5 protein-coding genes are annotated in these 15,805 nt (G+C 44.6%); 4 read left to right on the forward strand and 1 reads right to left on the reverse strand.

Annotated features, from left to right (window positions below):
- Positions 1-58 precede the first annotated feature (58 nt).
- The gene (locus tag HUN01_RS33075; protein WP_238845875.1) at positions 59-3,808 is read right to left on the reverse strand and encodes an AMP-binding protein; all 3,750 of its coding nucleotides are present in this window, start codon (positions 3,806-3,808) and stop codon (positions 59-61) included.
- A gap of 639 nt (positions 3,809-4,447) precedes the next feature.
- Here HUN01_RS33075 and HUN01_RS33080 point away from each other — a divergent pair.
- The 4 genes from HUN01_RS33080 (at position 4,448) to HUN01_RS33095 (ending at position 15,629) form a co-directional block, all read left to right on the forward strand.
- Positions 4,448-6,958, forward strand: a complete 2,511-nt coding sequence (locus tag HUN01_RS33080; RefSeq protein WP_181929704.1) for a TonB-dependent siderophore receptor — start codon at positions 4,448-4,450, stop codon at positions 6,956-6,958.
- Positions 6,959-7,247: 289 nt separating this feature from the next.
- Positions 7,248-8,558, forward strand: coding sequence for an MFS transporter (locus tag HUN01_RS33085; protein ID WP_181929705.1), 1,311 nt, complete (start codon positions 7,248-7,250; stop codon positions 8,556-8,558).
- Positions 8,559-8,560: 2 nt separating this feature from the next.
- Positions 8,561-9,844, forward strand: a complete 1,284-nt coding sequence (locus HUN01_RS33090) for a serine hydrolase domain-containing protein (protein WP_181929706.1) — start codon at positions 8,561-8,563, stop codon at positions 9,842-9,844.
- Between the two features lie 715 nt (positions 9,845-10,559).
- Positions 10,560-15,629, forward strand: a complete 5,070-nt coding sequence (locus tag HUN01_RS33095; protein WP_181929707.1) for a pre-peptidase C-terminal domain-containing protein — start codon at positions 10,560-10,562, stop codon at positions 15,627-15,629.
- Positions 15,630-15,805 lie beyond the last annotated feature (176 nt).

A 15,805-nucleotide genomic window follows, 5' to 3' on the forward strand; every position in this document is an offset into this window, starting at 1 on the left:
TCTATTTCCGGTTTCCCCCCTTTGCAAGGGGGGATTAAGGGGGGTAATTCTTGTATATTCATGAACGTATCCTTTGTCGTGCTATGGCAATTTCTTGAGCTAGCAATTCTGCCATTTCTGCTGCTGATAAATCTTCTAATGAGGCGGATGAGGTTAAATTTTCTCCCCCTGCTTCCTCATTTGTGGGCTGAGTTCTAAAGGTATCGCTCAAATAATGGGCTAAATCTTCAATTGTGGGAAAATTCCAGGCGATAGTTGCTTCTAATTTCTGAGAAATACCCAACCATTCTTGTAAATCTTGAGCTAATTCTACCGCCGTTACAGAATCGATGCCGTAGTCAGCAAAGGCTTTCTTTGAGTCAATTTCTGAGATAGAAACGTGCAATTTCTGACTTAACCAATTAATTAGCCAGGTTTGGATTTCGGAATTAAACCCATTCTTTCTTAACTCTGTTCTTGGTAAGGGGAAGTTAGGAACAGTTAAATTCTGAGAAACTGGATTTTTTAAGGAAACTGGTGATTTACGTAACAATTCATCTAGCTGATCCTCTTCACCTGCTAAAGTTTGTTCTACATCACCAATTGTCTGTGCATACTCACTAATCAAATTAGCTGTAGTTTGCAGATTAGCTAATGGCAAGTTATCAGGTGCAAAATTTAAAGCTTGGTGGAGTTTTTGTTCAAACCGATTCTTTATCCAAGCGATCGCTCTTTGGATATCCGGTGATTTATCTATCATACCTGCCATTGCTCCCCAAAGGATAGCATCACTCGCCAATTCACCAAGTTGATGGAATACCCAACGCTGGGTAGTTATATTATTAGTGAAGCGCTCGCTAATTCTTTCTACTGCATCAGCTAATCTTTGAGCTACTTCCACCGCACCCAAAGTCTGAGTGAGAAATTGTTGCAGTTCTTCGCTCTGCTTCAGCACACGCGCACCCAAAAATCCACATAAGGTTTCTGTCGGCCCTTCAAATATCCTGAAAACTCGCGCATCCCGAAGAATTTGTGGTGCTAAATTGCTTTCGATATAGCCGCGTCCACCCAAGGTTTGTACCAGTAAATCTGCTGATTGCCAGTAAAATTCGGGTGCAGAAATTTTACAAGCTGTGTACGCTTCCACAGGGACGGTAATTCCTTGGTCGAGTAACTCACAAATTCGCATTACCAAGGTTTCAACTGCGGTAATTGCCTCTGTCAATTCTGCAAGCCGATGGAAAACCACCGGATGCTCTAGCAATCGTCCGGTAGCAATTTGCCGACGCTCACTGTAGCGCCACATCAGTTGGAGGCAGCGTTTCATCCCACCCACACAAACAGCTGCGATCGCTAATCTACCATACATCATCGCATCCTGAGCAACACTCATCCCAGTGCCCACACCACCCAAAAGTTGCTCAGATGTGACGGGAACATCTTCTAAATAAACGGTATTTTGTACCATTCCCCGCATTCCCATCGTTAACGCTTCTTTTCCCTGACGCAATCCAGGGCTACCCCGTCGCACGGCAAAACCGCTAATCCCTTGGTGTTGATGCTGGACAAACACATTAATTACACCCGCCCAAGCCGCAGAACCACTCCAAATTTTTTCACCCCGCAACCGCCAACCATTACCATTTGCGATCGCCTGAGATGCGATCGCTTGGGGATTAGCACCTGCTCCCGGTTCAGTGAGGGCAAATGCTGCTAATTCCCTTCCCGTGGCAAGCATTGGCAGTAATTCTTCCTTCAGCGATGACGTACCATGCAACAAAATTGGGCGAATTCCCAACACGTTATTCAGTCCCACAAACAGCGCTAAGGTAGAATCTATTGCCCCTAATTGTTGTATAATTCTGATGGTGTCCGTATATCCTAAACCTAACCCACCATAACTAGGTGGTACTTGCATTCCCAATAAACCCCGATTGCCAAAATCTAAAACAATGTGGGGAGGAATACAACGTCGTTCATCCATCAACCGCGAATTAATATGATGGTTAGCGTAATCTCGTAACCATTCAATCAAGTTATCTGTTTTGTATTTACTACCCACTAAATCACCACTCCCCAACCCTCCCCTTTGCAAGGGGAGGGTGCGCGTTAGCGCGGGTGGGGTAATATCTTCAACTTCCCACTGATAAATTACATCTAAACTCTGATTAATAAACCCAGCCTGACAAGCATGGCGTTGCACCTTGCCACTAGAAGTTTTAGGAATACTGCTAGGTTTGAGCAAGCAAATAGCATACACCTGCAACTCATGTTCGCGGGAAATTGCCCCCCGAATGGCTGTAATCATGGCTGCGGTATCGAGAGATCGCCAAGCACTACGTTCTACTTCTTGAACAACTACTAACCGTTCTTCCCCAGAAATTTCCACACTGAAAGCCGCTCCCCAATGAGGATTAAGCATTTCATGACTCTGACCAACGCTAGCTTCAATATCTTGAGGGTAATAATTTTGCCCTCTGATTATAATAACATCTTTTATCCGCCCAGTGACAAATAATTCTTCACCCCGCAAAAACCCTAAATCTCCCGTTCGTAAAAACGAACCCGCAACGGATGCCAAAGTCGCTCTAAAAGTTGCTGCTGTCTCCTCTAAACGACCCCAGTAACCTTGAGCTACACTCGCACCCCTAACCCAAATTTCCCCTTCTTCTCCTTCTAAACGTGGTTTTTGGGATTCGGGATCAACAATTATCACTGTTTGTTCAGCACTAGCGCAACCACAACCAACGATCGCCTTTTGGTCAGTCAAATTCTCAATAGTCGGTGGCTTGTCCTTATCTCCGCCAGTAACAAATAATGTTGCTTCGGCTAACCCATAACAGGCATAGAAGGCTTCGCGCCGAAATCCATATTGAGCAAAAGTTGTGGCAAATTTTTCTAGAGTTTGCGCCCGAATTGGCTCTGCTCCGGTAAATGCGATTTCCCAACTACTCAAATCCAAATCTTGACATTCCTCTGAGCGAATATTATGCAGACACATTTCGTAAGCAAAATTAGGAGCGCCGCTAGTTGTGGCACGGGTTTGGGAAATCGCCTGCAACCAACGAATTGGTTTCTGGAGAAAGACCACAGGAGCCATTAGCGTTACCGGAAAACCGCCATAAAGCGGCTCAAAAATTCCCCAAATTAAACCCATATCATGATAGGGTGGCAACCAACAAACAGACTTACTGCTAAATGAATGTCCAAAACGATGATAAATTTGCGCCAAATTATGCAGTAAATTGCCATGACTGAGCATCACTCCCTTGGGTGTGCCAGTTGAACCGGAGGTATACTGAAGCATGGCGATGCTATCGGCATTCACTGAGGGACGTTGCCAAGCATCAGCCAAGTCTAAAGAAATGCTATCTGTAGTAATTATCGGTAGAGTAGCGATCGCTGTTTCTTTTGCAGTTTCCCTCAACGAGCTTGACAAAGCCACCGTCGTCAAAATTCCACTTGGTTGGGCATCAGATGCGATCGCTAATAGCCGATCTAAATTACGATTGCGACGTGGTGGATATACAGGAACAGCAATCACACCAGCATAAAAACAGCCCATGATTGCCGCAATCAATTCTAGCCCTGGTGGGTACATCAACAGTACACGCTCTTTTTGCCAATTCAGGGCTTGTAAATGAGTTGCGATCGCCCGTGCTTGCCCTTCTAACTCCTGATATGTGAGAGTAAGATTTTCTCTGTCTTGTAGAAAATTGAACCCGATAGAGTTAGGCTGCTCCTGTATCCACACCTGCAAAACATCCGGGAGTGTAACTGCTTCTTCTAAAGCTATTGAGAAATTTTCTCTTTGACGAGATATAATCATGCGACTAACTGCTTGATAAGAGTATGAAAATAACTAACTAATTTGTGAAAAATTTGCACGTTATCGCTATTTTTATGTGCAGCTAAAGCAAACACAGTAAAAATATCATTTTTTTTGAATCGAACCTATGCAATATAGGATATATTATTTTTCATAATACTTCTCAAGAAGTTTAGTAAAATTCGCCATCTTAAGTTTGATAGTTATCACACTGATCTTTTTCTATCCATGTATATGATTGACACTCAAATATACAGATTGTTATTGCTTAATAGCAAAACCTATACCAATCGTATATGAAGATACATTTAATAAGACCTCTCTGTAGTCCCCCCCCAATGCCTTGCTACGGTGTACACACAAGTCGAATTACCCCCCTTAATCCCCCCTTGCAAAGGGGGGAAACCGGAAAATCTAGTTCCTTCCCCAATGCATCGGGAGGGTTAGGGTGGGGTAAAACCTTGGTTAATCTAGCTATTTCCGACTTGTGTGCATACCGTAGCCGGGGGGTATATATGCAGCTTCACAAAGAAACGGTATTACGGAATTTTTATTAATTAGGGACTAGGGATTAGCAAAACAAGTGAAGAGTTATCCCAATGTCCAAATATTTTCGAGTCTGAGTGAGGAAACTTTGACATGACGTGGAATTATTGCCAACCATCGATAGTAGTTGCTAGCGTAGTAACTCTTTTAGCATCACAGCCAGCTTGGGCAGCACCCATTCCTGTAACAGGAGTGCAAATCAATTCTAACAATCAAGGTTTAGAAATTGTCCTCCAAACACCAACCACAGAATTTTTAAACACCATAACTACCAGCGATGATAAAACCCTAATCATCACCGTTGCCAACACTCAACTCCAGTTAGCACAAGGACAATCTTTTTTACAACAAAATCCCGCACCTGATATAGCCGAAGTTGCTGTTACCCAGTTAGATGCCAACACCGTTGAGATCAGAGTCATTGGGAACGCAGGACTACCCACAGCAAATATCCAACAAAGTAACCAAGGATTAGTTTTTAATCTCACTACAACTACCACCGCCCAAAATCCACCCCCCGAACCAGACGAACCAATCGAAATCACCGTTGTCGGAGAAAGTCCTAGACCAACTTATCAAGCTCCTAATTCCTCTGTTGGTACTCGCACCGATACCCCGGTTATCAATGTCCCACAAGCGATTCAAGTTATCCCGAAAGAGGTAATCGAAGATCAAGGTACGCGCACAGTCGGGGAAATCCTGAAAAACACCAGTAGCGCCAATACTGGGCGTTCATCTTCCCAAGCCCCAGCTTTAAATCCGGTGATTCGAGGATTTGAATCTACTAATATTCTGCGTAATGGCCTACGGGATGAAACCCTACGCTTTAGTAGTGATATTAGTAACGTTGAACGATTAGAACTCCTGAAAGGGCCAGCTTCAGTGCTGTTTGGGCGCGGAGATTTAGGTGGAGTAATTAACCTAGTTACAAAGCAACCTTTAGATCAACCATTTTATTCAGTTGACTATCAAGTGGGATCGTTCGGTTTACAGCGTCCTTCCTTAGACTTTTCCGGGCCTCTGGGTACAGATGGTGTTGCTTACCGCTTAAATTCTTCCTACGAACGATCTGACAGCTTCAAACAATTTGAAAATGAGGAATCTTTCTTTATATCTCCATCCGTCAGATTAATTAGTAACAAAGACACAACATTAATTGTTGATTTAGAATATCTCAAATACCGTAGCTTTGAGACTGCACCAGATTTACCCGCCTCTGGAACGGTGATTTCTAACCCCAATGGGAGAGTCGCACTAGATGCCAATTTGGGTGAACCTTCCTTATCTCGCAGTGAAGCTAATGTAACCCGCTTAGGCTATCGATTAGATCAACGTCTTGGTTCTAATTGGTCAATCAAAAATGAATTTTTAGCTTCATTTTTAGATGTTTCCGAAAATACTGGAGTTGTTGGCTTTGCTTCCGATACAGCAGATGGATTAGACCCAGATCAACGGACTCTTAACCGATTCTTGGTGGACAATCCCAGTGAATTATCTACCTTTACATTTAATACTAATCTAGCGGGTAAATTCCAGACTGGAAGTATTGAACACAACTTGCTATTCGGTGTAGAGCTTGCTAGACAGAGATTTAAGGATCGACTTAACTTTAACCTTGTAACTCCCATTGATATTTTCAACCCGATTTATGACCCAGAGAGTGCCATTCCTTTGAGCTTGTTAGGTGTTGATATTGATAGTAACACTGACACTCAAGAAAACACTGCCGGACTTTACCTGCAAAATCAAATTTCTCTATCCAAAAGCATTATTTTAGTTTTGGGTGGACGTTTGGATTTTGCTGAACAAATCTATGATGATTTAGTTGACCCAACACAAAGTTTTGAGCGTAACGATACTGTATTTAGTCCACGTGTTGGTTTAGTGTTTAAGCCAATTGAAAATATTTCATTGTATGCCAGCTACAGCCAATCATTTAAACCAGTTGCGGGCAGAACTCGCATTTTCAATGAAGAAAGTGGAGAATTTGATAATGGCGATCCATTTGAACCAGAACGCGGTGTTCAATACGAAGTCGGTGTGAAAGCGAATTTATTAGGCGATCGCATTTCTACCACCCTAGCATTCTACAACTTGGAACGCAGCAATATCGCGGCTCAAGGACTCAACGATCCCCTATCACAATTTCAAATCGGTAAGCAACGTAGCCGTGGGATTGAACTAGACGTTGCTGGAGAAATTCTACCGGGTTGGAACCTAACAGCTAGCTATGCTTATACAGAAACAGAAGTTCTGGAAGATAGCCGATCAGAGTTTCTGGGTAGGCAATTACAAAATGTCCCCAAAAATGCTTTCGGATTGTGGACTACCTATGAACTACAATCTGGTAGCCTAAAGGGTTTGGGGGTTGGGATTGGTATATTTAACCAAGGAGAACGACAAGGCGATTTATTAAATACATTCACCCTCCCCTCATACTGGCGAACAGATGCATCACTGTTTTATCGCCGCGACAACTTCCGCGCTGGGATCAATTTCCAAAACTTGTTCGATCAAGATTACTTCGAGGGTGCCCGCGATATTGTCCGCGTCACTCCAGGTTCGCCCTTTGCAGTGTCCGGCAGCATTTCCTGGGAATTTTAATCTCAAGTTCGGATAATTAGTTATGATTCCTACAGTCGTTGCACCCCACCCTTTAATCCCCTCCCCTTTAGCAACTACGGTGTATATACGAGTCGAATTACCCCCCTTAATCCCCCCTTGCAAAGGGGGGAAACCGGAAAATCTAGTTCCCTCCCCTTTGCAAGGGGAGGGTTAGGGTGGGGTAATTCGATAACTTATGTGTACACGGTAGCCTTATTCTTGGGGAGGGGAGACAAAGCACAGCTTTGACGGGGTGGGATTCAGAGGGTTTAATAAGAAAACTGCCACAATGCGAACTTTTTTAATAATCTGGCTAGGGCAGATGGTATCAACCATCGGCAGTTTTATGACAGTGTTCGCACTGACAATTTGGGTATGGGATAAAACAGGTTCAGCAACAGCTTTGGCGTTAGTGGGTTTCTTTGCCCAACTACCCAGATTACTAATTACCACGTTTGCGGGTATTGCCGTCGATCGCTACGATCGCCGGTTGCTCATGCTCATTGCTGAAGTTGCTGCTTTGTTATGTACCCTAGCAGTAGCGCTGCTATATCTCACTCAGCAATTACAGGTGTGGCATCTATATATAATAGTTGCCCTCTATGGTGGTTTTGGACAGTTACAAGTTCTGGCATATTCAACTTCCATCGCTGTACTAGTTCCCCAAGAGCAATATACCCGTGCTGAAAGTTTGGGGAGTGCTGTAAACTACAGTGCGGCAATTTTTGCCCCCGCCTTAGCAGGTTTTCTCTATCCGCGTTTTGGGTTGCAAAGCATCTTTTGGATTGATTTAGCGACTTTTCTCGCCTCCTTTGTAACGTTGCTGATTATCAGAATTCCCCGGACAGCGCCAGAAAAAACAATGGGCGATCGCCAAGAAACCCTTTGGCAAAAGTTGACCTTTGGATTTCGTTATATTTGGGCAAATCCTTCTTTAACAGCAATGGCGATCGCTTTTACTTTATTTGCGATTCCCAATGATATCAGCAGAGCTATCTACAGCCCGATGATTCTTGCGCGTACAGGTGGCGACTCAGAAATTCTCGGCGCTGTCACCACTGCTGCGGGGATTGGTGGTGTCGTCGGTGCGTTATTACTGGGAGCCTGGGGAGGATTTAAACGCCGTATTCATGGAATGTTACTTGGTTTTGCCGGATACGGTTTCTTTAAAACAATTATGGGGATCGGACAAACAACAACAATTTGGATCGGTGCCCATTTTCTGGCAGCAATGCTGATCCCCATGTTTTACAGTTCTAGTAATGCTATCTGGTACACTAAAGTGCCACCGTCTCTGCAAGGGCGAGTTTTAGCAGCAGATCAACTGATTGGCGTCACGATTTCAACCATAACACCGCTAATCGCCGGTTTTCTAGCTGACCAAGTACTAGAACCAGCAATGCATCCTACGGGGAGTTTAGCACCAATTTTTGGTAGATTCTTTGGTACTGGTACTGGGTCTGGGATGACATTGTTATTTGTCAGCATGAGTATTTGTATGGCACTAGTGGGAGTTGGTGGATACACAGTAAAATACCTGCGCCAAGTAGAAGACTTATTGCCAGATCATCAGATTCCTGAACAGCAACCCCCATCATAATTATGTTTTTTAAAATTCTCCCAACGACTATTCTCACCTCAGCCCTGTTGTTTACTCCGGCTGCAACCCTGTTAACTGGCTCGATTTTTTCCCCTGCCTTATCGGTGACTCTTGCAGTGGATTCATTACCACCCCCTGTCAATCAAGACTTGGCAGAGCAGCTACAGACAAGTCTGGATCAAGCACGGGGAAGCATTCCGGGGGCAGCCGTAGCGATTATCAGTCCCAAAGGAACCTGGTTTGGGGCTAGCGGGGTGGCAGATATAGCAACAAATACACAATTACAGCCTAGCGATCGCTTTGAAATTGGCAGCATTACTAAAACCTTTGTCGCAACAACCATACTACAACTAGTTGAAGAGGGCATTCTTGGTTTGGAGGATACCTTAGTTAACCGACTACCAAGGACGGTAACGGCAACCATTCCCAATTCAGAGAGGATTACAGTACGCCAATTATTGAACCATACTAGCGGTCTTGCCGACTATACTGATGTGCTGTTTACACAAGGTGCGGTCAACCCAGGAGTTTTTTTTAATAATTGGCAGCCAGAGGAACTGGTGAGCTTAATTAATGGCACAGAGGCGAATTTTGATCCTGGGGAGTCGTGGGAGTATTCCAATACTAACTTTCTCTTGTTGGGTATGGTATTGGAAGCGGCAACAAACAGTAATATTGCAGATGAAATCCGCGATCGCATCCTTGATCCCCTAGCCCTCAGCAATACCTTTTTTGCCGAAGAAGAAGCTATCCCTGGGGGCTACGTCAAAGGCTATTGGGACTTTGATCAAGACGGCACACTGAACGATATTTCTGTAACTAATCTGTCTTGGGCTTGGTCTGCTGGGGCGATGGTATCTAATACTGCCGATTTAGCCACCTTTATTCAAGCCCTAATCGGTGGGGAAATACTGAAGCCTGACACCCTCAACCAAATGCTGACGACCATCAACCCCATTGCATCAGAAAATTATTCTGCTTATGGACTGGGTATCGGTACTATTGAATCCCCCAATCGCTTCTGGTACATCCATCGCGGACAGACTCTGGGATATCGCTCCAATATGTGGTACTCGCCTCTGGAAAACATCACTTATATTGAATTAATTAATGGGCGATCTAACCAAAACTTATCGGGTGCAACCTTAAGTACCCTAAGACGATATGAACCCACTGCGTCAGTTCCAGAACCAAGCATGATGACTGGACTGCTGTTGCTTGTTGGCATAGGGTTAACTTTGAAACCAAGATTACCACTCCTAAAATTTCTTAATAAGGGAGGATGAAGGGGGTAATTCGAGTTGTGTATACACCGTAGCCTTCGCAAGGAGGGGTGGGGTGCGTACATTTAGAAATATCTACTATTTATTTGGCGTTGCTGATTTCATGTATGAAAACGATTGTGCATGACATCAAAATCATTGTAGAGACGTTGCATTGCAACGTCTCTACATCTGGATTCATGCCGCAATTCAGCAACGCCATTTATTTTCATGCTTCATGCAAATTTTGCACTGATTACCAATCTCCTCCTGCAATGTATGTAACCAAAAAGACTTTATTTAAACTTTATAATTCATATTTCCGATTAAATACGGTTGTGGTATTGTTTATGGTATAGTTCTCCTATCAAGAATATTTCTCAACTAAAACTAATCAAAGTATTATGCACAAATAAGCTACACCGTTTCAAAACTGCAAGCCTTGACAATCAAGGTTTTTCATGAATAAAACAGGTAGTTTATTTTGGCGTGGCTACTAAATTAGGTTTTGCTTGACTCAGGATGTCTAACACTGGATTGACAGCAGTTTTCAACTGGCTAAAAGACCATCATCGAGGTATGGCAAAGCTGTTCCTCAACCGTTGTATTTAATTCAGATTGAAATTCGCTGTAACGTTTCAGTAGCAAGAAATTAAAAGTAGTGCAAAGAATCAAAAAGAGGAGACTCGACTAATTCATAATTCATAGTTATGAAACTCCTAATTATTAATTAGGAATTATGTTGATTTTCAATAACAAAGATTTCTTCAACTACACATCGAATACAAGCGTTACTGACAGAAATAGCTTTACTTATGTTGTGAATGCTAGTAAAGCAGATTCAACGACTGTCAGAGATGGTATCACCGTTTATCCACTAACACCAAAATATACTATGCCAACGATTATTGGGATCAATTCAACACCTATAACAATAGATGCCCAAAATAATCTGCTCGCTTACGGACTAGTAAAGTCTGCGGAATATACAGCAGCAGATAATAGCGTCAGGACAGGTGCAAGTGTCCTTAACCTATCACTCAATGTAGAAGGCTCGATCCCAGAAGAAGGGTTAGTAGTCGATGTCATCAGCAACATTGATCTGTACAAGTACCTGACTGGGTTGAACACTGCACCTTATTCGCCAGGAGCCGAAGTCCTTGAGGGGATTTACGACGAAACAGGTAAAGGGATTGGTTTCAAGGTAAAGGTAGCAAGCCCGAATTCATTGATCGTCTTGCGTCTCAAGAGCGACCTCCCAGCCGACGAGTTAGCAACAGCAACCTTCTCTGTACAAGCAGGTGATGGCTATGATGTCAACCCAGAGAGTAATGCCACAACATTTCCTGTATACAACACGCTCGGAGATGTTCCTACTCTTAGTGTCACCCCAGAAGTCAGCTTCACGGCAACTAATACAACCATAGTTGAGTCAGAAGGCGATCGCGTCACCTTCAACTTTACCCTCAGCGAACCGCCACCACCAGGAGGCGTGACTGTATTGGTGAGAGGTGACTCATTTACTAACTTGGGTCAATTGGATGCCCTACAAGCAGAAGTCACAGGCGGAAACTTCCCCGCTATAGTTGGCAGTAATAGCTTTTATTTCCACATCACTGAGCAAACAGCCAGCATTGTGGTACCAGCATTTGCAGACGAGACACCAGAAGGATTACAAACTCAGAGCTTCAGCCTTGTACCAAATCTTGGCTACACTGTCAGTCCCACAGAGAATTCTTTGGTAGTGACGATTCAAGACACACCAGAATCGACTTTACCGCAAGTCATATTGACAGGTACACCCGCCACTCTAATTGAGTCCAATAACACAGTATCTCGACACACCTTTACCCTAAGTGCCCCTCCCTCAGCCGATGGGCTGGTTGTCTCGGTTAGCGCTCCTAATTTGAGTGAATTTGATCTGGAGCAAATCAGTCTTATCGGCGGCACTATAGAGGCAGTGAGAGCCGATGGCTTTGACTTGAAGTTCACCAGCCAAAGGGTTGTGATTGACTTACCCGTGAAGAATGATGGAGTAGCAGAAGGAACAGAAACGGCCGTCTTCACCTTGTTAGCGGGAACAGGCTACGTCATTGGTGAAACCAGTAATCAAGCAACATTTACCATTTTAGATGCCCCACTGCCGCCACAGCCCCTAAGTGCAGAAATCGAAAGCAATGATACCATTGCCACAGCTAATAACGCCTTATTAAGCGCCGCCAATCCCACACTTGCGATCACCGGGGCAATTGATTACAGCGTCGCCAACCGTTATCGGATCAACCCCACAGACGCAGGCTTTACCTACGTTGATAATACCGAAGATGTAGACCTATATAAAGTCGAGTTAACAGCAGGCGATCGCTTAGTACTCGATATCGACGCTCAACAAAATGGTTCCACTCTCTCCTCAGCCCTACAAGTATTTGATGCCGAAGGCAACGTCCTAGCAGCTAACCGCCGAGCGCCTGCTCCCAATGAAATCTTTGTTTCTGGAAACGATTCTTATCTCGATTTCACCACATCTGAGGCGGGAACATACTACGTTGGAGTCAGTAGCAATCCGAACTACGATCGCAGCGTCGAAAATCCTGCTCTCACCAATTTTGACCCCTACGATCCCAATGAGCAGGGAAGCGGCACAGGTACAAGCAGTGGCACTTATACCCTGAATCTGAATCTTAACCCAGAAGTTGGTACAGTTATCAATCCCCCCTTACCTGTTCCCAGTGGTACTAGACCAATCATCTCCTTAGAAACGATTACAGGTACTTACTCCGATCGCGAGACTGGTGAAAAGATTCTCTCACCATACTTGGTGACATCTCCACCAGAGGGTGCAGCAGTATTAGTCATCTCTTTGCAAGCAGACGGGGAAATTCCCGAAGGTGGCGCTAATGTCACCATCAACTCCAACATCATCCTGCGCGACTACTTGGGCGCACTCAGAACTGCACCCTTCGGTATAGGTGGTGAAATTGGCGATGCCATTTATGACCCACAAACAGGTGAAGCAACGGGCTTTACTTTCAACCTCACCCAGAATAACGCCTACATCAGCTTCATTATTCCCACTACGACCGAAATTGAAGGCTCTCAATCAGCCACCTTCGCTTTATTAGCTGGTGACAACACTAAAGTTAATCCAAATGCTGACTCCTCTACAGTTACCTTCTACGAAACTTTAGAGCAAGCACCCGTAGCAACGGTTATTCCCAAGGTAGGACTGGAAGTTAGCCAGACACAACTCATTGAATCAGAAGGAACTTCTACCGTACTCACATTTACCCTAGACAAGGCACCACCAGCAGAAGGTGTACTAGTTTATGTCAATAGTGGTATTACTGCGGGAGCGGGTGAGTTTGACGTTTTCCAAGCCGAAGTCAATGGTGCTTCCTTCCCTTATGGCAACTTCAATGCAAGTGGTTTTTACGTCAAACTGACTGAGCAGACTGCAACTCTTACCCTGTCGGCATTTGATGATGGGGAAGTTGAAGGCATAGAATCCCTGACATTTGAACTTCAGTCCAGTGCAGGATATACAATTGATCCGGCCAAAGCAGCCGTTACCTTCACACTGCTTGATACGCCGACATCTCAAATTCAAGTTAGTTATGAATTCAATCCCACAAATCTGATTGAGTCGGCAGAAACTGTTTCTGTCCACACCTTCAGCCTGAGTTCACCCCCGCCAGCCGAAGGAGTCACCATCTTCGTTACTACCCCTAGCTTGAGCGAGTTTGATCTCACTGGAGTAGAAGTTACAAATGGCGAGATTGTCAGTGTCACCGACAACGGCTTTAATCTCAAAATCACCGGAACTGAAGCAGTAGTGCAAGTACCTGTGAAGAATGACGGACTAGCAGAAGGTCTAGAAACTGCCGTCTTCACCATTCAACCTGGTAGCACCTACCAAGTTAACCCTATTGCCAACACAGCCACCTTCAACATTTACGACAATGCCAGCGATGTACCATTAGTTGAGAGCGAAGGTAACAGCCTGCTAACCCTCAATGATGTAATTCCCCAGGCAATTGATACCCAACTGAGTGTTGACAATACTAGTTTCAAGATTCAGGCAGAAATCGGCAATGCACCGGGGAACTTCATCGATGCTTCTGAAGATGTAGACCTGTACAAAGTTCAACTCAAAGCAGGCGAAAAGATTAAGATTGACACAGATACCGTGCCTTTCTTAATTGAAGGGTTTGAAAACGAGCAATTTGTCGATACAGAACTGCGGCTATTTGACTCCACAGGTATCCAGTTGGCTACATCGTTTAACGACCCCGCCCCAGATGAGTTATTTCTTTCCAACCGCGATGCCTATTTAGAATTCACAGCGATCGCAGAGGGAGATTATTATATTGGTGTCGCTGCCAATAGCAACCGTTACTATGATCCCTTCACAGCCGGTAGTGGCGGTGGTCGGATTATTCCTGCCTCTGGAACCAACATTGGCAACTACGAACTCAGTATTGACTTAACCCCTGTCCCTCCCATTGTTGGTTTCACTGCCTCCCCAGTGGTGAATGAAGCAGAAGGCACAGGCTTAGTGCTGACCTTCAACGCACAAGGTATTCTCCCAACCGATGGCATTGTGGTTAGCGTGGGTGGAGATTTCCGCGCCTCCGCAGTTGCCCAAGGGTTGCAATTCCGACAAGTAGTCGAGTCTGAGGGCATTGATTATCTGCGTTTTAACCGTGACACCCAAGCTTATGAGTTCCGTCTCACCCAAGCCACCGCAACGGTAACGATTCCCGTCTTCGATGACATTGTGGAAGAAGTTGATACTACCTATAATTATCAACTGCTAGCTAGCGAAGCATATACCCTTGACCCAGTAGCCACCTCAACAGCAGTCACCTTCGTGGATGGCGTACCTGGTGGCGTTGGTCCAGTGGTGAGTATATCAGTTGACCAAAGCGTTCTCACCGAAGGAGATACTTTCACTATTAACTTCGCCGTGGGTGGAGAAATTCCGGCAGATGGCTTAAAGGTGTATGTGTTAAGTCCAACCCCAGCATCCTTGGGTGAGTTCCTAATTTTCAATGAAGATGGTACGCCAGCAATTACCTACGAAGGAATTGCAGGGTTCCCAGAACGTGATGGTACAGGTGGTGGTTTCTTTGTCACCTTGACTCAACCAACAGCTTCGTTAACTTTACAGGTGTTTGATGATGGCCCTGATGAAGGAATTGAAAGCTTAACCTTCAATGTGGTCGATGGTGAACAGTATGAAGTCAATCCCAATTCTGGTAGTTTTACTTTAACTCTCAGTGATGCTCCAACAATTTCGTCTGGCAATGCTGGTGACAACATCCTAATTGGCACCATTAACAATGACCAGCTGTTTGGCAACGGTGGTAAAGACATACTATTTGGTAATGGTGGCGATGACTACCTATTTGGTGGTTCCGGTGACGACCTATTAGATGGCGGTGACGGCAATGACCAACTATTTGGTAATGGTGGCAAGGACATATTACTAGGTGGTGCTGGTAATGACATTATCTATAGTGGTTCGGGAGATGACCTAATTAATGGTGGTTTTGGTAATGACACCATTTACCTCAATGGTGGTAAAGATACCATTGTCCTTGCCAAAGGTGAGGGAGTTGATACCATCTACAACTTTCAAATCAGCTTCGGTCAGCAGATCAGTTTGAGTGCAGGTTTGAGCTATGACCAGTTGACACTGAGTCAGAGTGGATTCGATACTGCCATCAAGGTTGGTGATGAGACATTAGGAGTGCTGAAATCCATTCAAGCAAGTAGCCTGAATTCATCGGTGTTTACCAGTGTTTAAACAACCATCCACTGTTTGACCCCACCCTAGCCCTCCCCGATGCATTGGGGAGGGAACTGGAAATCCGATTTCCCCCCTTGCAAAGGGGGGATTAAGGGGGGTAATGCCAGACTCGAACTCACGTTTAATTAATCAAATGTTTGAATGAACAAAGGGAGATTCAGAGGACATATCTG

The organism is Nostoc edaphicum CCNP1411 (genome assembly GCF_014023275.1).
Taxonomy (GTDB): Bacteria; Cyanobacteriota; Cyanobacteriia; order Cyanobacteriales; family Nostocaceae; genus Nostoc; species Nostoc edaphicum_A.